Genomic DNA, 21,354 nt, shown 5'->3' on the forward strand with positions numbered 1-21,354 from the left:
GGCCCGCGCCCCCCCCCCCCCCCCCCCCCACCCCTCCGCCCAGTGTGGGTCAGCTCTTGCCGAGCAGGTTGTTCATCCTGGTGATCTCGGCGGTCTGCGAGGTGACGATGGCGCCCGCCATGGTCTTGGCCTCAGGGAAGGAACCGTCGGCCTTCTCCGCCTTGGCCATCGCCACCGCGCCCTCGTGGTGCTTGATCATGAGCTGCATGAAGGCGGTGTCGAAGGCCTTGCCGGACGCCTTCTTCAGGTTGTCCATCTCCTCGGGCGTCATCATTCCGCCGTCGGCGCCGTGCATGGAGTGGTCCATGGCGCCCTCAGCGGGGACCTGCTCCCCCCAGGAGGTCAGCCACCCCGACAGCGTCTTGATCTCCGGACCCTGGGCCTTCTTGATCTCCTCCGCCAGCTGCTTGACCTCGGCGGACTCGGCCCTGGTGGGCGCGAGGCCGGCCATCTCCACAGCCTGACGGTGGTGGGGGATCATCCCCTTGGCGAACGCGACGTCGGCCGCGTTGTGCTGGCCCTGGGAGGCCGCAGCGGACGAGGAGGCCGAGGGTGACGGGCTGGGGCCGGAGGAGGTGGCGTCGCCCGACCCGCACGCGGCGAGCACGAGGGAGGCGGCGCCCGCGGCGGCGACGAGGGCGGTCCGGCGGACGAGGTTCTTGCTCATGGTGGTGCGACTCCTTTGATGCGCCGCCCGAGCGGGGCGGCCGCCGATACGGAACGAGGACGTGCCGAAGCGCGGCACTTCTCGCCGGCCAAGCCGGGCAAGGAGGGGCCGCGCGGGCGGTCCTATATCCGTAGGAGTTGCAGCTCAGCGAGATCGGGCGGAGCACGCCCACACTCCGGGGTCCCCGCGGCACTGCCGGGCAGCGCCACCGGCGCGGGCCCGGTGTCGAGAGCTGCGGCCAGGACGGGAGGCGCGTATGCGGCGCCGACACCGGCTGCCGCACACGTGGCATCCGCATGCTCCGCGTGGCCCGTTCCGCCGTCAGTGTGCGAGCAGGCACCCGTCACCTGCTGGGCGGTCACTTCGTGGACCATCGCCATGGAGTGGCCGTCGGTCACCGCCGGCGCCTGCGCAGACGCCGACCCGGGTACGAGGCCGTGCATGGCCAGCACACCGGCCAGCACCGCCAGCACCAGCAGCACGAAGCCACGCCCGGCCGGGCGGCGGCTCGACTGCATGGTGCTGCTCATGCAGTCATCGTACGATCCGGCGCCACGGCCCCGCCTCCCCCGACCGTCCGAGATCCGCCGACCGTGTGTCATGACAGACCGCAGGGCTTCGGGAGGCACTCGGTTCGGACCGAAGTCGATGTGCCCGAAGGTAATCGACAGCACTGGCCGCCCCGGTGCAGCGGGCGGCGAGGCGACGCGACGACATGGGTCCTTCTAGGGGGGGCGGACAGGGGCTGGTTGTTCGATGCCGGCCCGACGAGGAGGTCGTCGGTACGTCGGAGTCGGAGCAGGGGCTGGCCGAGGTTCAGCGTGCGCACTGGCAACGGACCTACGGCGAGCATCCCGGCATGTACGGCGAGGGGCCGTCCGAGCCGGCGGTCCATGCCGCTGCCGTCTTCAAGGCCTCCGGTGCCCGCGAGGGCTTCTCCGTGATGGCCACCGACGGGCTCCCGCGGACCGGGGTCGCACCCGCCGCCGTACGGCGCCGGCGGCGACGAGGAGCGACAGGGCGGCCGCCGGGAGCGCGGAGCCCCATCGGCGGCGCAGGAGACGCATGTCGGGCACGGCTGACGCCCTGTCCCCGTGGAGCCCGGCCGGAGCCCCCACGGGGAGTCCCCCGTTTGCGCGCCCCGAATGGCGCAGTGATTAGAGCTGACAGTAAATGTAACAAAGCGTGCGCTTCCCATGACGCACGATGACCGGCGCGCGATGTGTAGACCCGCGTGTCGGCGAACGGAGCTTTCCATGAATGACCCCATCACCCTCGAGGCGACGGACCATGAAGACCGCCCCGGGATCCCCGACACCCTCGCAGCGGACGCTCCCGGCCAGGAGTCCGTACGCACCCTGCTCGAGACGGCGGCGACCTGCCGCCCGCTCGAAGAGGTCACTGCGCTGGTGAGCCTCCTCAAGGACACCGGCCAGTCGCCCAACCCCGGACACGAGGCGCTCCGCACGGCAGCCGTGACCCGGCCCGTGGACGAAGTGCGGCAGATGGTCGCCCTCCTGGGCGAGCACCCGCACGAGGTGGTGGAGGCGGACATCACGCTGCGCGCCGCCGCCGTCGGCCGGTCCATCGAGGACGTGGCGCTGCTGGTGACCATCCTCGGCGCGGACGGTCCCGACGGCTCCGGTGCGCCGGAGCGGGCGCCCGCCGGTTCCGCCGAACGGCCCGGCGAGGGCGCAGAGCCGCCGGGGGAGCGGTACGACCCCGGGTACACGGAGCTGTACGACGCCCCGTACGCGCAAGCGGCCGCCCGCCCCGTGCCGCCCACGGAGCCGAAGGCGCGTCCCCCCGCGCCCCAGGCGCCGCCCCGCTCGCGTCAGGCCCCCGCCGCCGTGCGGCCGGCGGCCTCCCCGGCCCTGCGGCACGTACTGCGCTGGCCCATGGCGGTCGCCCTGCTGGTCAGCGGCGCGCTCCACCTCCCCGCCGACCTGACGCTGCTCTCCACCGCCTCCCCCGTGGGCTTCCTGCCCCTTGCCGTCACCGTCCTGTGCCTCGCCGTCGGCGCGGTGCTCGCGGCCCGCGACACCCCGCTGGTCTGGCGGGCGGGGGCGGTCACGGCCCTCGGCGTCGTCGCCCTGCACGTGTTCGGCGGCGCCACGCACTACGACCCCCTGGCGGGGGCCGTGGGCGGCTCGCCGGCCTGGGCGGGCGTCATCGCGGTGCTGTGCGCCGCGGCCGGCGCCGTGCTGTCCGGACTGGCCCTGAGGAACCGTCAGGAGCGCTCCGCCTAGCACCGGCCGACACCCCCGGTACGGCACCGGCACCCCGCGCCCCGTGCGCGGGGTGCCGTGTCACGCCAGGAGGTTCACGGCCCCCGTGAACACCCGCGGGAGCCGCGCGGCCAGCGGCACGATCCGCCGGGCGACGGGGGGCCGGTGGCGGGCCCAGAGCAGGGAGGCGGTCAGCGTGCGGTAGCTCCGCGACAGCTCCCGCCAGGCCCGCTCGTACGCCTGCGGCCGCCCCTCCCGTACGCAGCGCACCAGTTCCCCGGCGGCGGTCACGGCCAGCGTGAGGCCCTCCCCGGTCAGCGCGTCGACGTACCCGGCCGCGTCGCCCACGAACAGGACCCGCCCGGCCACCCGTACGCGCGCGCCCTGGCGCAGCGGCCCGGCCCCGCGCACCGGCGTTCCGCGGGCCCCGGACAGCCGCTGCGCCAGCAGCGGGAACCGGGCGAGCTGTACGTCGAAGGGGGCGTGCTCCGAGGTCAGCAACGCGACGCCGATCCGGTCGGGCGCCAGCGGGGTGACGTACGCCTCGCAGCGGTCCGCCCAGTGCACCTCGACGAGCCCGCTCCACGGCGCGACGTCGTAGTGCCGGCGCAGCCCGTAGCGGGCCGGGCGGCCGGGCGCCGGCGGGGACGTCAGGCCCAGACCGCGCCGGACGGGGGAGTGCAGCCCGTCGGCCGCCACCAGGTAGCGCGCGGTGAGCCCCGCCGCGTGGACGCGGTCGCCGTCCTGGACCACCCCGTCCACGCGGCGCGGGACGACCCGGACCCCGAGGGCGGCGGCGCGTCCGGCCAGTGCGGGCTGGAGCGCGGTCCGGCGGGTGCCGAGGCCCGGGCCGTGGTGGAACAGCCCCTCGGCGTGCCGGCCGCTCACGCCGTCCACGTAGCGGATGCCGTGGAACGGCTGGCCGGCCAGGGGCACCCCCAGCTCCTTCAGGCGGCGGACCGCGCCGGGCATCAGCCCCTCCCCGCAGGCCTTGTCGATGGGGGTCGGCCGCGGCTCCGCGACGACGACCTCGAGGCCGGCGAGGGCGCCGTGGATGGCGGTGGCCAGCCCGGCCGGGCCGCCGCCCGCGATCAGCAGGTCGATCACCGCACGGTGCCCGAAGCCGCCGCCGGAGCCGCCCGCGGCAGGGACACCCCGGTGAGGGCGTCGTCCTCGCAGCGGATCCTTACGCGCAGCAGCACCGCGTTGAGCACGGTGAAGCCGAGCGCGGTCAGCCAGGCGCCGTGCACCAGCGGCAGCGCGAACCCCTCCACCACGACCGCGACGTAGTTGGGGTGGCGCAGCCACCGGTACGGTCCGCCGGCGACGAGCGGCAGCCCGGGCACGACGAGCACCCGGGTGTTCCAGCGCGGTCCGAGGGTGCGGATGCACCACCAGCGCAGGCCCTGGGCGGCGAGGGCCAGGGCGAGGGCCGGCCAGCCGAGCGCGGGGACGAACGGCCGTCCGGCCAGCAGCGGTTCCACCACGCAGCCCGCGAGCAGTGCGGTGTGCAGGGCGACCATCGCCGGGTAGTGGCCGCGGCCGTGTTCGACACCGCCGCGCGCCAGGCTCCACGCGGTGTGCCGGCGCGCCGTGACGAGTTCGGCGAGCCGCTCGGCGCAGACGAGGCCGATGAGGATCAGGTACCAGGTCATCGGGGTCACCATCGCAGGAGGACGAGTTCGGAGGCGAAGCCCGGACCGAAGGCGAGCATCAGCCCGACCGATCCGGGCGGCGGCGGGCCGGCTTCCTGGACGGAGCCCAGGATGTGCAGGACGGACGCCGAGGAGAGGTTGCCGACCGCGGCCAGCGAGCGCCTGCTCACGGCGAAGGCCGAATCGGGGAGCGCCAGGGCGTCCGCGAGCACGTCGAGCAGCCTGGGCCCGCCGGGGTGGCAGATCCAGGCGTCCACGTCGGCGGGCTTGAGGTCGTGCGCGGCGAGGAAGGCCTCGACCTCCTCGGCCACGTGCAGCCGCATGAGGTCGGGGAGTTCACGGCCGAGGACCATCCGGAAGCCCCAGTGGCCGATGTCCCAGCCGAGGAGGTGTCCGGTACCGGGGTAGAGGCGGCTGCGCGAGGCCACCACCGTGGGCCCGGCCGCCGTGGCGTACAGCGGATGGCCGCGGCCCACGGCGAGCAGGGCCCCCGCGCCGTCGCCGAAGAGCGCCCCGGCCACCAGCGCGGCCATCGAGGTGTCGGCTGACTGGATTGTGAGCGAGCACAGTTCCGTGGACAGGAGCACGGCCGCGTGCTCCGGATGCCCGGTGAGGTGGTCGTGGACGTGGCCGGTCCCGGCGGCGCCCGCCGCGCAGCCGAGCCCGAAGAGCGGCACCCGTTTCACGTCGGGGCGCAGCCCCGCCCGGCCGGCGAGCCGCGCCTCCAGGGACGGGGTGGCGAGCCCGGTGACCGTGGTCGACATGACCAGGTCGACCGCGTCGGCCGTCATGCCGGCCCCGGCCAGCGCGAGTTCGAGGGCCCGGGCGCCGAGATCGAGGGCCGCCTCGACGAACAGGGCGTTCGTGGTGCCGAAGTCGTTTCCGGGCCCGTACCGGTCCAGCGGGAGCGCGAGGTGGCGGGCCTCCACCTGTGCCGAGGCGTGGACCCGGTGCAGCAGGGCGGTGTCGGAACCGGGCGGCAGGAAGCGGGCGAGCGCTGCCGTGATCTCGGACTGGGGGTGGCGGTGGGGAGGGAACACGCTGCTCACTGCCAGGACACGTGTCATTGATTCACAATAGAAAAGAACTGACATTTCGTTACGAATGAGGCGGACCGGGCGCGGCGCCGTTTACGGTGGCGTCGTGCCCGCGCGCCTCGCATCCCCCCGCCCCGCCGCAGCGGCCCCGTCGGCCGCCGGACGCCTCCGTGCGGTTCTGGGCCTGCTGGCGGCCTGTCACCCGGTCCCGGCGGCGGCCGTCACCCTGCTCGCCGCCGCGCTGGCGGTGGCGGTGGGGCGCGGCCCGTCCGGAACCGCCCTGACGGTGGCCGCGGTGGCCGCCGGGCAGCTGTCCGTGGGCTGGTGCAACGACCGGGCGGACCTCCGGCGCGACCTCGCCGCGGGCCGCCGGGACAAACCCCTGGCCGCGGGCACGGTGTCCCCGGCGGCCGTGGCCGGCGCCGCGGGTCTGGCGCTGCTGTGCTGCGTGCCGCTGTCGCTGGCCGCCGGGCGGGCGGCCGGCGCCGTCCACCTGGCCGCGGTGGCGGCCGCCTGGGCGTACAACCTCCGGCTGAAGGCGACCGCCGTCTCCTGGGTCCCGTACGCCGTGGCCTTCGGCCTGCTGCCCGCCTTCGTCACGCTGGGCCTGCCCGGGGCGCCGTGGCCGCCGGCGTGGCTCACGGCCGGCGCGGCTCTGCTCGGCGCGGGCGCGCACTTCGCGAACGTGCTGCCCGACATCGACGACGACCTCGCCACCGGGATCACCGGCCTGCCGCAACGCCTCGGTGTGCGGCGGGCGGCCGTCGTCGCGGGGCTCCTCGTCCTGGCCTCCACGGCGGTGCTGGTGGCGGGCCCGCCCGGGCGGATGACGGCGTACGGCTGGGGCCTGCTGGGCGGGGCGGCGGCGACGGCCCTGCTCGTCTCCCGCCGCCCCGCCGGCCGGCTCCCCTTCCTGGCCGTACTGGCCCTGGCCGGGGCGGACGCGGTGCTGCTGGTCGTGCGGATGCGGGGGTAGGGGCGCCGTCAGGGGGCGCGCCGGGTGCGGGTCCAGGCCAGGAGGTCGTTCGCCTCCCAGGTGTTGACGACGCGGCCGGCGGAGACTCCGCACTCGGCGGCCCGTTCGCAGCCGAGGAGCTGCCAGTCCAGCTGGCCCGGGGCGTGCGCGTCGGTGTCGATCGCGAAGAAGGTCCCGGCCGCCACCGCGAGCCGCAGCAGCCGCCGCGGCGGGTCCAGCCGCTCGGGCCGGCTGTTGATCTCCACGGCGGTACCGGCCTCGGCGCACGCCGCGAAGACCCGTTCCGCGTCGAACCGCGACTCGGGCCGGGTCCGCCCGGTGACGAGCCGCCCGGTGCAGTGGCCCAGTACGTCCATCAGGGGGTTGCGCACGGCCGCCAGCAGACGCCGGGTCATCGCGGGCGACTCCATGCGCAGCTTGGAGTGCACGGAGCCGACGACCACGTCCAGCCGCTCCAGCAGCTCCGGCTCCTGGTCCAGCGAACCGTCGTCCAGGATGTCGCACTCGATGCCCGTCAGGAGCCTGAACGGCGCCCATTGCCCGTTGAGCGCGGCCACCACGTCCAGTTGCTCGCGCAGCCGCTCCGGAGAGAGCCCCCGGGCGACGGTGAGCCGCGGCGAGTGGTCGGTGAGCACGGCGTACGCGTGACCCAGCGAGGCCGCCGCCCGCCCCATCGCGTCGATCGGGCTGCCGCCGTCGGACCAGTCCGAGTGCACGTGGCAGTCCCCGCGCAGGGCCGCCCTCAGGGCGAGCGCCCGCGGTGTGGGCGGGGGGCCCTCGGGGAGGGCCGCGGCCTCGTCCTCCAGCGCCCGCAGGTAGCCCGGTACCGATCCGGCGAGCGCCTCCCGTACGACCTGGGCGGTCTTGGGGCCGATGCCCTTGACGGCCTCCAGGGAACCGGCCGCGGCCCGCTGGGCGGTCTCGGGTCCGCCCATGCGGACGAGGGCGGCCGCCGCCGTCCGGAACGCGCGCACCCGGTACGTGGGGGCCTGCGCGCGCTCCAGCAGGAAGGCGATCCGGTCAAGCGCCGCAACCGGGTCCATCGCGTACCTCCTGGCCCCAGTGTGGCAAGGTGCCGGGCACCCCGCACGGGCGCGTCGCGCGATGAACGCCCAGGTCCGGGGTATACGGGGAACAGGCCCGGGTGCCCGGGATCGGGACGGGAGCGGGACGGCAGGGCGGCGAGCCCACGAACGAGGACAAGGCATGACCAAGGACAAGGCATGACCAAGGACGAGGCATGACCAAGGACGAGGCATGACCGAGGACGAGGCGACACAACCCCACGAGCCCTCCGGGGCGGAACGCGCCGCCCGCGACCGGGTGCGGCACGCGGCCACCGGGATGACGTACCACGAGACGGCCGCCGCCCTGGAGGCCGCCGAAGAGGCGGCGGGCGACCTGGAGCGGGCCGACGAGGACACCGCCGCGACGGTGGCGGAGTGGCGGCGGATCACCGGGCTGCTCATCGACCACGGCCGCCCGTACGCGCCGCACACCGACGCCTTCGTGCAGGGCCAGATGACGGCCCGGGAGAACCGGGCGAACGCGGACGACGAGGAGTGAGCCCCCAGGTGGTGTCGGGCGGCGTGGAGCCGCTCAGGCCTCCGGTGGGACGGCGGCGTCGAGGGCCGCGGTGAGGCGCCCGAGGCGGGCGTGGAGGTCGTGGATCTCGGCGAGGTCGAAGCCGGTCGCGGCCGCGATGCGCCGGGGCACCTCCACCGCGCGGTCGCGCAGGGCGGCGCCCTCCGCGGTGAGGCGCGCGTGCACGGACCGCTCGTCCTCGGTGCTGCGCTCGCGCGCCACCAGCCCGGCCGCCTCCAGTCGCTTGAGCAGGGGCGACAGCGTCCCGGAGTCGAGCCGCAGGTGCCGGCCGATCTGCTTGACCGGCAGCTCGCCGTGCTCCCAGAGCACCAGCATCACCAGGTACTGGGGGTAGGTCAGGCCCAGGTCCTTCAGGACGACGCGGTAGAGCCCGCCGACCGCCCGGGTCGCCGCGTTCAGGGCGAAGCAGATCTGCCCGTCCAGGCGCAGGAAGTCCTGGTCGGTGAGGGGTTCGGTCGGCTTCTCGGTCATGTCGGCCAGTGTACCCGGGGCGGCGTGTGCGGCATTGAGTTGTGCGCAACTCAATTGCGTGCTCTACTTGTGGAGCGCGGCGGCCGGCCACCCCGGCCCCGCACCACGGTTCACCCCTGCGAGAGGAACTCCGATGGACGCCCTGTACACCGCTGTCGCCACCGCCAACGGCCGCGAAGGCCGCGCCGTCAGCTCTGACGGTCAGATCGACCTCGCGCTGGCCATGCCCCCGGCGCTGGGCGGCGACGGCCGCGGAACCAACCCCGAGCAGCTCTTCGCCGCCGGGTACGCGGCGTGCTTCGCCAGCGCCCTCGGCCTCGTCGGCCGCCAGGCGAAGGCCGACACCAGCGAGGTCTCCGTGACCGCCGAGGTGTCCATCGGCAAGGACGGCCCCGCGTTCGGCCTGGCCGTGGTCCTGCGCGTCGAGCTTCCCGAGTCGCTGGCCGGCGAGACCGGTGCGCTGCTGGTCAAGCAGGCGCACGAGGTCTGCCCGTACTCCCGCGCCACCCGCGGCAACATCGACGTGGAGCTCGTGATCGAGTAGCCGCTCCGCGCGCCCCCGGGCGACCATGGGAGGGCACCGACCCGTACGGGGCCGCTCCCAGGGAGGCGCCCATGGCGCGCACCTACACCACGGACGTGCTGGTCGCCGGCGCCGGACCCGTCGGCCTCACCGCCGCCGGGGAACTGCGCCGGCACGGCGTCGGCTGCCGGATCGCCGACCGGCTGCCGGCCAGGCTGCCGTTCGCCAAGGCGGTGGGCATCCAGCCCCGGACCCTGGAGGTCTGGGACCGGATGGGCCTGGTGCGCGACGCCCTCGACGCGTCCGTCCCGATGCGCGGCCAGCTGGTGTACGACAACGGCGCCGAGAGGGTCCGCATCGAACTCGTCATGCCCCCCGAAGTGCCGTACGGCTTCGCCGCGCTGCCGCAGTACGAGACCGAGCGGATCCTCGAGGCGTTCCTGGGCCGCTTCGGCACCAGGATCGAACGGTCCGTGGAGCTCGTCTCGTTCACCCAGGACGCCGACGGAGTCACCAGCGTCCTGCGTGCCGCGGACGGCACGGAGGAAGAGGTCCGCTCCCGGTACCTGATCGGCTGCGACGGCGCGCACAGCATCGTCCGCAAGGGCCTCGGGCTCACCTTCGAGGGCGGCGCCTTCGCCGACGGGTACATGCTCGCCGACGTGGAGGTCGACTGGGACCTGCCCGCCGGGTACGGCGTGCGCGCCATGCACCGCGGCGCCGACGGCGCGGTCGACGACGTCCTCGTCGGCATCCCGCTGCCCGGCCGTGGCCGGTACCGCCTGTCGATGCTGGTCCCGCCCGAGCTCTCGGACGCAGGGCGGGCTCCCGGGGGCGACCGGACGTTCAGGACCGCCGGGAACGGGGTGGCGCACGGCCTGGAGAGCGGCCGGGCCCCCGCGCTGCCCGACATCCAGGCGGTCCTGGACCGGCTTTCCCCGCGGCCTGTGACCGCGTCGAACATGCGCTGGGCCTCGGTGTTCCGCATCAGCCACCGCATCGTGGACCGGTACGGCGACGGGCGCGTGTTCGTCGCCGGCGACGCCGCCCACATCCACCCCCCGACGGGCGCCCAGGGCATGAACACCGGCATCCAGGACGCCTTCAACCTCGCCTGGAAACTCGCCCTCGCCGTCGGCGGAGCCGCCCGTCCGGGCCTGCTCGCGAGCTACGACGCCGAGCGGCGGCCCGTCGGCGAGGAGGTCGTCGGCCGCACCGTCCGGCACGCGGCGGAGGGGGTGCAGGCCGACCCGGAGGACCCCGTCACCCTGCTGCTGCGCGAGGCCCAACTGCTCGTCACCTACCGGGGCAGTCCGATCGTGGACCCGCCGGGTGACGGATCCGATGGTGACGCCGGTGACGGATCCGGTGCTGACGCCGGAAGCGGTGCCGATGGTGATGCCGGAGCCGGAGCCGGAGCCGGAGCAGGCTCCGCCGGGGCCGGCCCGCGCCCCGGCGACCGGGCCCCGGACTGCGGGGGCCTCACCGGGCCGATCGCCGCCTACCCGCAGCGCCTGTACGACCTGCTGCGCGAGCGCGGCCACGTACTTCTGCTGTTCGGTACCGGAGGTCCGGACGGCGCCGCCGGCTTCGACGCGCTCGCGCGTACCGCCCGCGCCCGCACCGGGGACCGGATCGAGATCTGCGCGGTCCTCGCCGCCGACGCCCCGGCCGACGGCACGACCCTGCCCGTGCACCACGACACGGCGGGCGAGTTCGCCCGCCTGTACGGGGTGGACCGTCCCACCGCCTTCGTGGTCCGCCCCGACGGCTACCTCGGAGCCCGGCTCTGCCCGCCGGACCCGCACCGGCTGGCCTCCCACCTCGAAGCCGTCTTCGCCCCGAACGGCCAGGACAGCGCGTCTCTTTCGGATCTTGCCGGGCCCGCGGGCCCCTGAGAGCCGGCCGCCCCGGGGGCCCTCAGCGTCAGGGACCGCCGTCCCGCTCCGCGTCGGCGCAGGCCCGCTGGCGGCCGGTCAGGCCGTCGAAGGAACCGCGGACGGTGATGCGGATGGTACGGGCGCTCATCGGGGCGGCCCAGGAGGCACGGCCCGGGCCGCGCACCGGGATTTCCCCGCGCCCGCCTCCCCTCCGGGCCCCGCCCCGCTCCGCGCCCGTTCTACCCCCGCCCGGGCCGAAAGGCCGGGCCGGGCACCCGTTTTGGATTGCCGGACGATCCTCAATACGATCCGGCGATGATCACATCGAAACGGCTTGCGGCCGGGGCGTGCGGCCTGCTCGCCGCCCTCGTCGTCGGGCTCTTCCCGGCGAGCGCCACAGCCGCCGACGGACCCGCGGCCAAGGAACCCCCCAAGGTCGATCTCGTCCTGGACGTCAGCGGTTCCATGCGGGCCACCGACATCGACGGCCAGTCCCGGATGGCCGCGGCGAAGCAGGCCTTCAACGAGGTCATCGACGCGGTGCCCGACGAGGTGCGGCTCGGCATACGCACCCTGGGCGCGACCTACCCCGGCGACGACAAGGCGCAGGGCTGCAAGGACACCAAACAGCTCTACCCGGTCGGGCCGCTGAACCGCACCGAGGCGAAGACCGCGGTGGCGACCCTGGCCCCCACCGGCTGGACCCCGATCGGCCCGGCCCTCCTTGCCGCCGCCCAGGACCTCGAAGGCGGCGACGCCACCAAGCGGATCGTCCTCATCACCGACGGCGAGGACACCTGCGCCCCGCTCGACCCGTGCGAGGTCGCCCGCGACATCGCCGCCAAGGGCATCCATCTGGTCATCGACACACTCGGCCTGGTCCCGGACGCCAAGACCCGCGCCCAGCTGACCTGCATCGCCGAGGCCACCGGCGGCACCTACACCTCGGTGCAGCACACCGCGGAACTCTCCGGCCGCGTCAAACAGCTCGTCGACCGCGCCGCCGACCCGGTCGTCAACCCGGTCGCCACCGAGGGTGCGAAGCAGTGCGAGGGCGCCCCGCAGCTGAAGCCCGGCCTGTACAGCGACCGCGAGTCCTTCGGCGAGCACCGCTGGTACCGCGTGGACGTCCTGCCCGGCCAGGAACTGCGCGCCTCCGTCAGCATCGCCGCCGACCGCGCCGTCAACCGGGACTACGGAGTCCTGCTGCGCGCCACCACCGTCCACGGGCGCGAGATCGTCCGCGGCTCCGAGGCGGGCGACGGACGTACCGACGTCCTGTCCACCGGACTGCGCTACCCCAAGGCCGAGGCCGACGGCGCGGACGGCGACGCCAAACCGGCCGCGGAGACCGTCTGCGTCCAGGTCAGCAACTCCTTCTCCGCTCCCGCGTCCGTCAAGACCGCCCCGGGCATGCCCGTGGAACTGACCATCGAGGTGGTGGACGGCCCCGACGAGGCTTCCGACGCCGCGTCCTTCGGCCTCGGCCGCGGCTGGTGGCTGCTGGCCGTACTGGTCGTCTTCGGCCTGCTGGCCGGTCTGGTGTGGGGATGGATCTCCCGCTGGCGCGTCTCCGTCTGGAGGACCAACTGATGCGCACCGTACGCACGCTGACCGCCGCCCTGCTGGCCGCGACCGCCGCCCTCGCGGTGGCGGGAACGGCCTCCGCGGACACCCCGTCGGCCAGCCCGAGCCCGAGCCCTAGCCCGAGCCCGAGCGCCTCCGGAGAGGGCGGACCCGCTCCGACCGAGGCCGGTACGAGCTTCCGCACCGCGGCGGCGTTCCGCCCGGGCCAGCAGGCCACGGCGGCCGCCTCCACCGGCGACTACCTCTACTGGGTGCTCCCGATCGACGCCCGGCAGCGCGTCACCGTCAAGGCGAAGGTGACGCTCCCCGAGGCCTCGGCCCGGCACGGCGCCTCCACCTGGCGGCTCGACGTGTACGACGGCCTGCGCCGCCGCCAGGCCTGCACGTACGGCACGCAGACCGTCGCGGCGGCCGCGAACGCCGTCGCCGCGGACCTGTCCTGCACCCTGCGCACGGTCCGCGCCAACGCCGAGCCGTGGGCCAACGACCCGCTGCCCGGCAGCTACTACGTACGCCTGACGGTCATCGGCGCCCCCGAGGAGGACCTCGGCCTGCCGGTGCGCGCGGCCGTCGAAGCCGAGGTGAAGGAGGCCGGCGGCGCCCACGCGGTGGACGGGGCCCTGGCCGCCCCGCTGGTGCCCGCCACCGTGACCTCCGCGCTGCGCGAGCCGGAGGACGGCTGGGCCGGCGGCTGGTGGTCCGACCGCTGGATCTGGACCGCCGCCGGCGGTGTGCTCGGGGCTGCCGCCGGCCTCTTCGGATACTCCCTGACGCGCGGTTCCGGCCGCCCGCACCGGGTCCCGCCGGGCGCCTGACCGCCCGGGCGGTCACGGTCCCGGGGGCTCCCCGGAACCGTGACCGCCCGGAGCCGGGCCGTCTCCACGGCCCCGTACGAGGGCCGTCTGCCCCAGCCCCGCGGGTAGCGGGGGTTCGCCCGAGGTGTGCCGAAGGTCCCGCCGGGGCAGGCGGGCAGCATGAGCATCGAACATCCATCGGAGAAGAACTCCAACGGCAAGATCGGCCGATTCGAGAAATTCGCCGAGCTCGCCTCGAACTTCACCAGCTCCGCGGGGTTCGCCGTGCTCTGCGTGCTCCTCGTGGCGGCCTTTCTCGTCGCCCACGTACTGCACCTGTCCATGAGCTGGCAACACCTGACGGGTGACGCCATGGGCGCGGTGGCCCTCCTGCTGCTGGCCCTGCTGAAGAACTCCGAGAGACGCGCGGAACACGCCATCCAGCGCAAGCTCGACGCCATCGCGGCCGCCCTGCTGGAGCAGCAGGAGGGCAAGGGGGGCAAGGCGCACCACGACCTGAAGCGGGCCATCCGGCTGGAGGAGCAGGAGTAGGAGTAGGAGTACCGGCAGGCCCCCGCCCGTCCCGGCCCGACCGCGTACGGGTCAACGCCGACGCGAGGCGGGGGCCGTGCGGGTCATGCCGTGGTTCGTACCGTGGGTCATGCCGTGGCTCCCTTCGGGGTGTGGCGGCGCAGGTTGGCGGCGAGGATGCGGTCGAGCGTGCGGTCGGACAGCAACGGGCCCAGGCGCATGACCAGGGCGGCATCCCGGCCGGCGGTGTAGCGGGTACGCGGCCGCCGGGCCGTCACGGCCTTCACGATGACCAGCGCGGCGGCGTCGGCGGTCAGACCCGACGCGGTACCCGAGGCCATCAGCTCGTTGTTCGCCCGGACCAGGCCGCCGTAACGCTCCTCCTGCTCCGGAGTCATCCGCGCGGCCAGGTCGTTCGCCGTCGCGATCCCGCGGGCGGCGATCTCCGTGCGGACGCCGCCGGGCTCGACCACGACCACCTGGACGCCCAGCGGCGCGACCTCCCGGCGGAGCGAGTCGCTGACCGCCTCCAGGGCGAACTTGGCGCCGGCGTAAGCGCCGTACGTGGCCATGGCGTACTTGCCGCCGATCGAGCTGATGTTGATCACCCGGCCCTTGCTGCGCAGCAGCGCGGGCAAGAGCGCCTGGGTCACGGCGATGTGGCCGAAGAGGTTGACCTCGAAGACCCGCCGCCACTCCGCCACCGCCGTACCGGCACTTCACGGGCAAGGACAGCCTCCTGACCGCCCTCGCGACCGAGAGCTGGGAACGGATCGCGGACCAGGTCCACGCCCTGCGGGCCCAGCCGGCCCCGTCGGCCTCCGCCACGCTCCTCGGCGCTCTCCGCGTCCTCGTCGGAGTCGGCCGGGACCAGCCGCACCTCTACCAGATGCTGTTCAGGCGCCGCGGACACCGCCCAGAAGACCTCGGCGAAGGGCTCGACCGCGTCCGGCAACAGCTCTGCGGACCGGGGGTCGACCCGGCCGCAGACCGCATGCGCGCGGCCGGCCGCTTCCAGGGCGAGTTCCTGGCCATCGTCGCCGACCTCGTCGGGGAGCGGAACGCGCGGCACTACGGCGCCCTGCTGCTCACCAGCACCCACGGCATCACGGATATGGAGCTCAGCGGCCACCTCGGCGCGGAAGGGCTGAACGCCAGTGCCGAGGAACTCCTTGACACCCTCGTCCGCATGGTCGCGAACGCCGGCGAAGCGGCATAGCCGCCCCGGCCCGCCCCGCCCCCCGTCCCTGCCCCCGCCCCGTTACCCCGGGGCGCTCCAAACCGCCCCTCCCGTGCGCGAGACACCCAAGGAGCTCACTCATGAACAAGAAGTGGATCGCGGCTGCGGAACTGGCGGCCGGACTCGTTCTCCTCGCCTTGTTCCTCTTCGAGGTGGTGGGCGTCGTTCCCTACTCGATCTTCGTGGTTCTCGCAGGTGGTGGGCTGCTCGTCGCCGGTGCGAGGCGAACAGGCCTGACGCGGCGGAGGAATCGCACCTCATGACGCTTCCGATGACCCTGACGAGGCAGAGCACCTCCCGGGGCGGACGCTGACACAAGAGGCCGGTTCCCTCCGCACGGAGGGGACCGGCCTTCTTCGCTCCACGGGCCCGGCCGGGCCGCGCGCTCAGCCCAGGCGGGTGAGCCGGGTACCGAACGAAGGCTCCGCCAGAGCGCCCCGCACCGCCACCGGAACGCTCTTGGCGCCGGCCCCTTCGCCCACGGTCAGCACGCCGATCTCGGCCCCGGCCTTCGCCGAGTGCGGCACCGGACCGGCCCCGGCCGTGGAACCGAGGGAGATCCGCAACGGCTGGCCCGGGACGCCGACCACGTTCACGTCCTTGGTGGCGACGAGCGGGGTGCGGCCCCCGAGCCCGTCGTCCACGTACCCGACCTCCTGCCCCTTGCGGATGACCGGCGCCGAGGCCAGTGCCGACCGCACGGCCTCGATGATCTTCTTGCTGTTGGCCTTCACCAGGATCAGGCTGTTCGAGGCGTCCGGGTCCGGCCCGCTCTCCACGCGCTGGTCCATCAGCGTGCCGAGGATCAGCGGCGTCTCGTCCCCGACCGACTTGTACGCCGCCCACATCAGGGTGCCGCCGGCGGGCGTGCTCGAACCGGTCTTGATGCCACGGATGCTCAGGCCGGGCGCGGTGAGCAGGTCGTTGTTGTTGTAGATCGGCCCCGGCAGCCCCTTGATCTGGGCGTCGGGCAGCGCGACCACCGAGCGGAACGCCTCGTCCTCCATGACCGCCTCGGCCAGCCTCAGCTGGTCCGTGGCCGTGCTGACGGTGCTCGCGTCCAGGCCGCTGGGGTCGGTGTACGTGGTGTCGTTCATGCCGAGTTCCTTGGCGGCGGCGTTCATCTTCTCGACGAAGGCGGCCTCGGAGTCGGTGCCGGTGTCCCAACGGGCCAGCAGCCGGGCGACGTTGTTCCCCGACGGGATCATGAGCATCTTGAGCATGTCCTGCTGGTTGAACTTCGTACCGGCGACGAGGCCCGTGATCCGGGACTCGCTCTCGGAGGTGCCGTCCGCCACGGCCTTCGCGTCGACCACGATGTCGGGGCCGGGCTCGCCCTTGCGCAGCGGGCGGCTCTTCAGGATGACGTACGCCGTCATCACCTTGGCGACGCTGGCGGTCGGGACGGGCTTCTGCTCGCCGAAGGTGCCGATGTCACCGGAGCCGGACACGCGGACGGCACCCTGGCCCTTGGCCGGCCAGGGGATCGTGAACTGGCCGTCGATGGTGTGGAGGGACTCCGTACCCACGATCTTCGGGTCGGGCAGGGGCCGCAGCAGCTGGGCGCCCGCGACGGCTCCGGCCAGTACGAGCAGGATCGGCGTCCAGATCTTGACGCGGCGCAGTGCGGTGCGGCGGGGGGTCTCGGGCGGGGGAGCCGTGTTGGTGAGTTCGGCCAGCAGGTCGAGCGGTACCTCGCCCTTCGGCCCGGTGACCACGGGCCACGGTGAGGGGGCCGGGCCGGGTGCGGGCGCCGGTGGGGGCACGAGGGGGAGCGCGGTCGTGGGCTGCGGCGCGGGCCGGGGGATGTCGACGGGCTTGAGGGCGACGAACTGACTCGTCCGCACGGCCTCGGATTCGGGCTCCGACGTGGACGTGGACGTGGACGTGGGCTTGGACTTGGGATGGGGAGCGGAAGCGGCCTTGGACTCCGACTCCGACTTTGACTCCGAGCCGACACCGGATACGGCGTCGGGCTTAGGCGCCGCACCGGGTTCGGCGCCCTGCGCCCATGACGGCCGCCTGGGCGGCGCCGGGTCGGCCGGTGTCGGCTTCGTCCCGCCGGTCCCGGCGGCCTCCGCGTCCTCGGCCGGCGAGCCGGTGCGGTCCGGGGCGTCCTCGGTGGCGGGTCCGCCCTCAGCGGGCGCGTCTGTGGCGGCGGCGTCGTCGTCGGAAGCGGGCTCGGAGGCGGCTTCGGCTTCGGTTTCGGACCTGGCATCGGCGGCGGCGGCGTTGGAAGCGGTCTTGGAAGCGGCGTCGGTTTCGGCTTCGGAGCTTGCGTCGGCATCGGCGTCGGCGGCGGCGTCGGTCGCGGGGGCCGCGTCGTGCTCGGAGTCGGTTTCCGCATCGGTGCCGGGCTCGGCCTCCGTGCTCGCCCCGGCCTTGCCGTCCGCTGCGGCCGACGGGGTGGTGTCCGGTGCGGTCGGGGCGTCGTCCGCGGTCTCGGTCGAGGTCCCGGACGTGTGCTCGGAGTCCGCCGTTTCGGTGTCCGGGCCGTCCGTGGCCGCGGCCGCGGGACCAGGGCTCGCCCCGGCCTCCGTGTCAGGGCGGGCTTCGGTCCCGGTCTCACCCGACTCGCCCCCTGCCCCGGCCTCGGCGCCGTCCTCGTCGGCCGGCCGGTCCGGCTCGCCCTCGGCCGCTGCATGGGCCGCGCCCTCGGCCTCGGCGCGGTCGTCGTCCCCGCTTCCCTCGGCCGGGTCCTCCTCGCGTGCGGGACCCGGGGTCCCGTCCGCGTCCTCCGGCACGTCACCGCCCGTCGCCCCCGCATCGGCGTCCGTCGCCGCTGCCGCGTCCCCGTCCGGCACATCCGCCGTGGACGGGGTGCTCGACTCCTCCGGGGGCTGCGGCCCTTCCTCAGGTACTTCGACCTTCGGATTCTCCGAGGAACCGCCCGCCACCGTTACCGCCTTCATTTGGCCCCGCCTTGCCGTTCGCACCCGGCAGCCCGCCGGTCTCCGCTGATGTCGTCACGCCGGCGACACCCGCGCGCGGGCCCCGCCTCCTCCCTAGATGGAGGTCGCGCCCCCCGCGTTCCCGTTGCCGCATCCTGTGACCGTTCGGTCATACTTCCCCCTGCCGACCAGCGGAAAGCAGCCCACTCCCGGACCGCACCGGCCGCCGTTCACCACCCGCTCCGCACTACGGGGCGTACACCTCCAGCTCGGACAACTGGCCCGCCGGCCAGCCGGTGTTCGCGGTGAAGGGCAGGCGTACGCACCGCACACCCACTGCGGACAGCGGGACGGTGACCACGGCGTAGCCCGGTGGCTGAGTCGCCGCTCCGTCAAGACCGGCGGTCGGTCACCGGCCCGGCAGGTCCTGCGGGGCATGATGGGCCGCCGGACCGGCGCGCGGGCGGAACCCGCGCACACGACACGAGGAGCGGCCATGACGACCGAGACGACGGCCCGGGCCACGGTGCAGTACGAAGACGCCAGGACCCGGGTCACCCGCTGGGACTTCGAGCCGGAAGCGACCACGGGCCACCACGTGCACGCGTACGACTACGTGGTGGTTCCGGTCGAGGACGGCCGCATCACCGTGATCGCCCCCGACGGCTCGCGGACCGAGTCGGTGCTGCGCGCGGGGGAGACGTACGCCCGCCAGGCCGGCGGCGCGCACGAGGTGGTCAACTCCGGCACCGGACGGCTGGTCTTCGTCGAGATCGAGTTCAAGCAGCCGCCGACCCCCTGACCGCCGCGCCCGGCCCCCCGGGGCCGGCGTGCTCCCACGCCCGTGCCGGTGGCCCCCACACCGGTTGAGTACGCCTACTCATGTGGCCGCCACCTCGCCGACCGATCATGGAGAGGACCAGCTCAGCGAGCCACAGCACCACCGAACGGGGCCGTCCATGCTCAGCCTGATCGCCGCCGCCGTCGTTCCCGCCTTCGGCCGGCTGACCGTCACCGCCGACCCCGACGGTGTGCCCGCGGGCGGCGGCATCGTCGTCGCCAACCACACCTCCCTCGCGGACCCCGCCGTCGTCGTCGCCGCGCTGCGCCGGCACGGGATCGAGCCCGTGGTCCTGGCCACGGCGGGCCTGTGGCGGGTGCCCGTGCTCGGGTCCGCGCTCCGGCGCGAGGGCCACATCGCCGTCCACCGGGGAACCGCGCGCGCCGCCGAGTCCCTGGAGGCGGCGGCCGCGGCCCTCGCCTCCGGCCGCAGCGTGCTGCTCTACGGCGAGGGCCGGCTGCCGGGGCGGCGGGACGCGGGGGAGTCCGCCCCGGGCCCCTTCCGCAGCGGCCTGGCCCGTCTCGCCGCCGCGACCGGGGCTCCTGTCGTCCCGGTGGGCCAGGCGGGGGTCCGCCGCCTGTGCTCCGGCGGACGCGTGAAGCAGCTCGCCGGTACCGTCACCGCCCCGCTCCGGCGCCCCGGCCTGCACGTCCACATCGGGGCCCCGCTCCGGCTCCCCGCCGGGGTTCCGGAGGCGACCCACCGCGCCCGCGAGGCCGTCACCGACGCCTGGCGGACCGCGGTGCTCGCCCTCGGCGAACCCCTCCCCGGTCAGCGCCGGTGCAGCGTCTGCAGCGCCTCGACCAACACCCTGGGGTCGTGCTGCCCTTTGTAGACGGGCGGCGGCTGCCGGTCGAGACCGAGCAGCGTGGCCACCGCGGTCCAGGCGGTGCGTACGGAGTACTCGACGGTGAAGACCACGTCGTCCGGGACCTCCGCGTACTGCCCGATGAAGGCCAGGTTCGTCGACCCCACGGGAACCACCTGCGGCCGGTCGCCCCCGGAGCGCACCAGGAACTGGCTGGTGATGTAGGGCATCAGGGCCGGGATGACGACGGACCCGTCGAGGATTTGCTGCCGCTGCCCGAACCGCAGGTGCCGGAGCACCTCGTCGAGGATCTCCCGTCCCGTGCACCGCGTCATCGGCTTCTTGACGAAGTCCCCGTCGCGGTCGGGGAACAGCGCGTACCCCCACCACACGAAGGTGTCCTCGGGCTGGTCGCGGAAGTGCGGCTGGTGGTTGAGGGCGATGGTCAGCAGCCACCCTGAGTCCTTGAAGGTGATCAGGCCGCCCTTTCCGGCCTCGCTGCCGCTGAACTCCTGCATCAGCTTGAAGAACGTCGGGTCCTTCGTGGTGACGGTGAACGACTCCCACGTCGACTCCTCGACGCAGGAGTGGAAGACCTCGGGCCGGCCCAGCTCCGGCCGGCCGGCAGCGAGGGCCTCCCACAGCGCCCACGACCCGGCCGCACCCGACGTGTCCAGGACGGGTGCGGAGTCGGTCGTCCCCAGCGTGGAGTCGGCGGTCATCGACCCGTTGGTGACCATCACGAGGTCGTCCGGCCCGACCGGGGTCTCACCGCCGCGCCCGTCGCGCTCCCACACCAGGGCCTCGACGGTCAGCCCGTCGCCCGCGGCCAGCCGCAGGTCCGTGACGCGGGTGCCGAGCTGTACCGTCACCCCCTGGTCCGTCAGCCACTCCAGCAGCGGGCGCACGATCGAGTCGTACTGGTTGAAGCGGGTGCGGTAGATCCCCGACATGGTGTCGAAGGTCTTGAAGAGGTGGATGAACCGATTGAGGTAGCGCCGGAACTCGATCGCGCTGTGCCACGGTTCGAAGGCGAAGGTCGTGCACCACATCCACCAGAAGTTGGTGGTGAAGAACCCCTCGCTGAAGCAGTCGGTGATGCGCTTCCCGTCGAGCTGGTGCTCGGGGGTGGCGACGCACCGGACCAGTTCGAGGCGGTCCCGCTCGGAGAAGGTCATCGAGTGGGCGTCGACCACCCTGCCCCCGCCGTCGACCAGGCGCGCGTGGTCGTCCCAGGCGAAGTCCTCGTGAAAGGCGAACGTGTCCTCGGTGACCGACTTGGACGGGTCGTCGAGGGACGGGATCGACCCCAGCAGGTCGTACGTGCAGTCGAAATGGATCTCGAACATGCGGCCGCCGCGCATGGTGTAGCCCGCCTCCGGAGAGCCCGCCGCGTCCAGGCTCCCGCCCTCCCGGTCTTGTTCCTCCAGGATGACGATGTCCCGGCCCGCGAAGCCTCCGTCGCGGATCAGGAACGCCGCCGCGGACAGTGAGGCGATCCCGCTTCCCACCAAATGGGCCTTGGCCATCCTCGTACCTCTCTCGACCGCCAGAGGAGTCCTGGACGGCCTCGACAGTACCGATTCCTCACGTTCTGCGCGGTTCTGGCGCGCGTTCCGG

At 74.2% G+C, this 21,354-nt stretch carries 23 protein-coding genes; 12 read left to right on the top strand and 11 right to left on the bottom strand.

Features of this window, described 5'->3' with window-relative positions:
- Nucleotides 1-49 precede the first annotated feature (49 nt).
- Nucleotides 50-667, bottom strand: a complete 618-nt coding sequence (locus tag OTB16_RS08840; RefSeq protein WP_267719419.1) for a DUF305 domain-containing protein — start codon at nucleotides 665-667, stop codon at nucleotides 50-52.
- 122 nt (nucleotides 668-789) lie between these two features.
- Complete coding sequence (locus tag OTB16_RS08845; protein ID WP_267719420.1) at nucleotides 790-1,197, bottom strand: DUF6153 family protein; 408 nt, start codon at nucleotides 1,195-1,197, stop codon at nucleotides 790-792.
- Nucleotides 1,198-1,923: 726 nt separating this feature from the next.
- On the opposite strand from OTB16_RS08845, the gene OTB16_RS08850 reads away from it, so the two are divergent.
- Nucleotides 1,924-2,916: a hypothetical protein gene (locus tag OTB16_RS08850; protein WP_267719422.1), complete on the top strand. Its 993-nt coding sequence runs from the start codon at nucleotides 1,924-1,926 to the stop codon at nucleotides 2,914-2,916.
- A 60-nt stretch (nucleotides 2,917-2,976) separates the two neighbouring features.
- Here the strand turns inward: OTB16_RS08850 and OTB16_RS08855 are convergent, their stop codons facing one another.
- Genes OTB16_RS08855 through OTB16_RS08865 form a run of 3 tightly spaced genes read right to left on the bottom strand, consistent with a single transcriptional unit; the run spans nucleotide 2,977 to nucleotide 5,617 of the window.
- Nucleotides 2,977-4,002, bottom strand: a complete 1,026-nt coding sequence (locus OTB16_RS08855; protein WP_267719423.1) for an NAD(P)/FAD-dependent oxidoreductase — start codon at nucleotides 4,000-4,002, stop codon at nucleotides 2,977-2,979.
- Complete coding sequence (locus OTB16_RS08860) at nucleotides 3,999-4,550, bottom strand: isoprenylcysteine carboxyl methyltransferase family protein (RefSeq protein WP_267719424.1); 552 nt, start codon at nucleotides 4,548-4,550, stop codon at nucleotides 3,999-4,001. Before OTB16_RS08860 ends, OTB16_RS08855 begins: the two co-directional genes overlap by 4 nt.
- A 5-nt stretch (nucleotides 4,551-4,555) precedes the next feature.
- Complete coding sequence (locus OTB16_RS08865) at nucleotides 4,556-5,617, bottom strand: type III polyketide synthase (RefSeq protein ID WP_267719425.1); 1,062 nt, start codon at nucleotides 5,615-5,617, stop codon at nucleotides 4,556-4,558.
- 76 nt (nucleotides 5,618-5,693) lie between these two features.
- Between OTB16_RS08865 and OTB16_RS08870 the strand changes: the two genes are divergently transcribed.
- Nucleotides 5,694-6,563, top strand: a complete 870-nt coding sequence (locus OTB16_RS08870; RefSeq protein ID WP_267719426.1) for a UbiA family prenyltransferase — start codon at nucleotides 5,694-5,696, stop codon at nucleotides 6,561-6,563.
- An 8-nt stretch (nucleotides 6,564-6,571) separates the two neighbouring features.
- Here OTB16_RS08870 and OTB16_RS08875 read toward each other — a convergent pair whose 3' ends face one another.
- Nucleotides 6,572-7,606, bottom strand: a complete 1,035-nt coding sequence (locus tag OTB16_RS08875) for a PHP domain-containing protein (RefSeq protein ID WP_267719427.1) — start codon at nucleotides 7,604-7,606, stop codon at nucleotides 6,572-6,574.
- Nucleotides 7,607-7,820: 214 nt separating this feature from the next.
- Between OTB16_RS08875 and OTB16_RS08880 the strand changes: the two genes are divergently transcribed.
- Nucleotides 7,821-8,129 (top strand): hypothetical protein, encoded by a 309-nt coding sequence (locus OTB16_RS08880; protein WP_267719428.1) that lies wholly within the window; start codon nucleotides 7,821-7,823, stop codon nucleotides 8,127-8,129.
- Between the two features lie 33 nt (nucleotides 8,130-8,162).
- On the opposite strand, the gene OTB16_RS08885 is transcribed toward OTB16_RS08880, so the two are convergent.
- Complete coding sequence (locus OTB16_RS08885; protein ID WP_267719429.1) at nucleotides 8,163-8,639, bottom strand: MarR family winged helix-turn-helix transcriptional regulator; 477 nt, start codon at nucleotides 8,637-8,639, stop codon at nucleotides 8,163-8,165.
- 133 nt (nucleotides 8,640-8,772) lie between these two features.
- On the opposite strand from OTB16_RS08885, the gene OTB16_RS08890 reads away from it, so the two are divergent.
- Complete coding sequence (locus OTB16_RS08890; RefSeq protein WP_267719430.1) at nucleotides 8,773-9,183, top strand: organic hydroperoxide resistance protein; 411 nt, start codon at nucleotides 8,773-8,775, stop codon at nucleotides 9,181-9,183.
- Nucleotides 9,184-9,254: 71 nt separating this feature from the next.
- The gene (locus OTB16_RS08895; RefSeq protein ID WP_267719431.1) at nucleotides 9,255-11,060 is read left to right on the top strand and encodes an FAD-dependent monooxygenase; all 1,806 of its coding nucleotides are present in this window, start codon (nucleotides 9,255-9,257) and stop codon (nucleotides 11,058-11,060) included.
- Nucleotides 11,061-11,088: 28 nt separating this feature from the next.
- On the opposite strand, the gene OTB16_RS08900 is transcribed toward OTB16_RS08895, so the two are convergent.
- Nucleotides 11,089-11,190: a DUF6204 family protein gene (locus OTB16_RS08900; protein WP_267719432.1), complete on the bottom strand. Its 102-nt coding sequence runs from the start codon at nucleotides 11,188-11,190 to the stop codon at nucleotides 11,089-11,091.
- Between the two features lie 167 nt (nucleotides 11,191-11,357).
- Here OTB16_RS08900 and OTB16_RS08905 point away from each other — a divergent pair, with 167 nt between their 5' ends.
- The 3 genes from OTB16_RS08905 (at nucleotide 11,358) to OTB16_RS08915 (ending at nucleotide 13,975) form a co-directional block, all read left to right on the top strand.
- Complete coding sequence (locus tag OTB16_RS08905; RefSeq protein WP_267719433.1) at nucleotides 11,358-12,635, top strand: VWA domain-containing protein; 1,278 nt, start codon at nucleotides 11,358-11,360, stop codon at nucleotides 12,633-12,635.
- Complete coding sequence (locus tag OTB16_RS08910) at nucleotides 12,635-13,444, top strand: hypothetical protein (protein ID WP_267719434.1); 810 nt, start codon at nucleotides 12,635-12,637, stop codon at nucleotides 13,442-13,444. The genes OTB16_RS08905 and OTB16_RS08910 overlap by 1 nt, the downstream gene beginning before the upstream one ends.
- A gap of 159 nt (nucleotides 13,445-13,603) precedes the next feature.
- Nucleotides 13,604-13,975, top strand: a complete 372-nt coding sequence (locus OTB16_RS08915) for a low affinity iron permease family protein (RefSeq protein ID WP_267719435.1) — start codon at nucleotides 13,604-13,606, stop codon at nucleotides 13,973-13,975.
- Between the two features lie 107 nt (nucleotides 13,976-14,082).
- Here OTB16_RS08915 and OTB16_RS08920 read toward each other — a convergent pair whose 3' ends face one another.
- On the bottom strand, nucleotides 14,083-14,658 hold the full coding sequence (locus OTB16_RS08920) for an SDR family NAD(P)-dependent oxidoreductase (RefSeq protein ID WP_267719436.1): 576 nt from the start codon (nucleotides 14,656-14,658) through the stop codon (nucleotides 14,083-14,085).
- 89 nt (nucleotides 14,659-14,747) lie between these two features.
- Between OTB16_RS08920 and OTB16_RS08925 the strand changes: the two genes are divergently transcribed.
- Both OTB16_RS08925 and OTB16_RS08930 read left to right on the top strand, forming a co-directional pair.
- Nucleotides 14,748-15,173: a TetR-like C-terminal domain-containing protein gene (locus OTB16_RS08925; protein WP_267719629.1), complete on the top strand. Its 426-nt coding sequence runs from the start codon at nucleotides 14,748-14,750 to the stop codon at nucleotides 15,171-15,173.
- Between the two features lie 101 nt (nucleotides 15,174-15,274).
- Nucleotides 15,275-15,457 (top strand): hypothetical protein, encoded by a 183-nt coding sequence (locus tag OTB16_RS08930; RefSeq protein ID WP_267719437.1) that lies wholly within the window; start codon nucleotides 15,275-15,277, stop codon nucleotides 15,455-15,457.
- 123 nt (nucleotides 15,458-15,580) lie between these two features.
- Here OTB16_RS08930 and OTB16_RS08935 read toward each other — a convergent pair whose 3' ends face one another.
- A complete protein-coding gene (locus OTB16_RS08935) occupies nucleotides 15,581-18,106 on the bottom strand; it encodes a D-alanyl-D-alanine carboxypeptidase family protein (RefSeq protein ID WP_267719438.1) in 2,526 nt (841 codons plus the stop codon).
- 475 nt (nucleotides 18,107-18,581) lie between these two features.
- Between OTB16_RS08935 and OTB16_RS08940 the strand changes: the two genes are divergently transcribed.
- Complete coding sequence (locus OTB16_RS08940) at nucleotides 18,582-18,887, top strand: cupin domain-containing protein (protein WP_267719439.1); 306 nt, start codon at nucleotides 18,582-18,584, stop codon at nucleotides 18,885-18,887.
- 157 nt (nucleotides 18,888-19,044) lie between these two features.
- Entirely contained in the window at nucleotides 19,045-19,761 is a 717-nt protein-coding gene (locus OTB16_RS08945; RefSeq protein ID WP_267719440.1) for a lysophospholipid acyltransferase family protein, read from the top strand.
- Here OTB16_RS08945 and OTB16_RS08950 read toward each other — a convergent pair.
- Nucleotides 19,698-21,263 (bottom strand): oleate hydratase, encoded by a 1,566-nt coding sequence (locus OTB16_RS08950; protein ID WP_267719442.1) that lies wholly within the window; start codon nucleotides 21,261-21,263, stop codon nucleotides 19,698-19,700. The two genes, OTB16_RS08945 and OTB16_RS08950, sit on opposite strands and share 64 nt — an antisense overlap.
- Nucleotides 21,264-21,354 lie beyond the last annotated feature (91 nt).

It is taken from the genome of Streptomyces antarcticus (genome assembly GCF_026627255.1).
GTDB lineage: Bacteria > Actinomycetota > Actinomycetes > Streptomycetales > Streptomycetaceae > Streptomyces > Streptomyces antarcticus.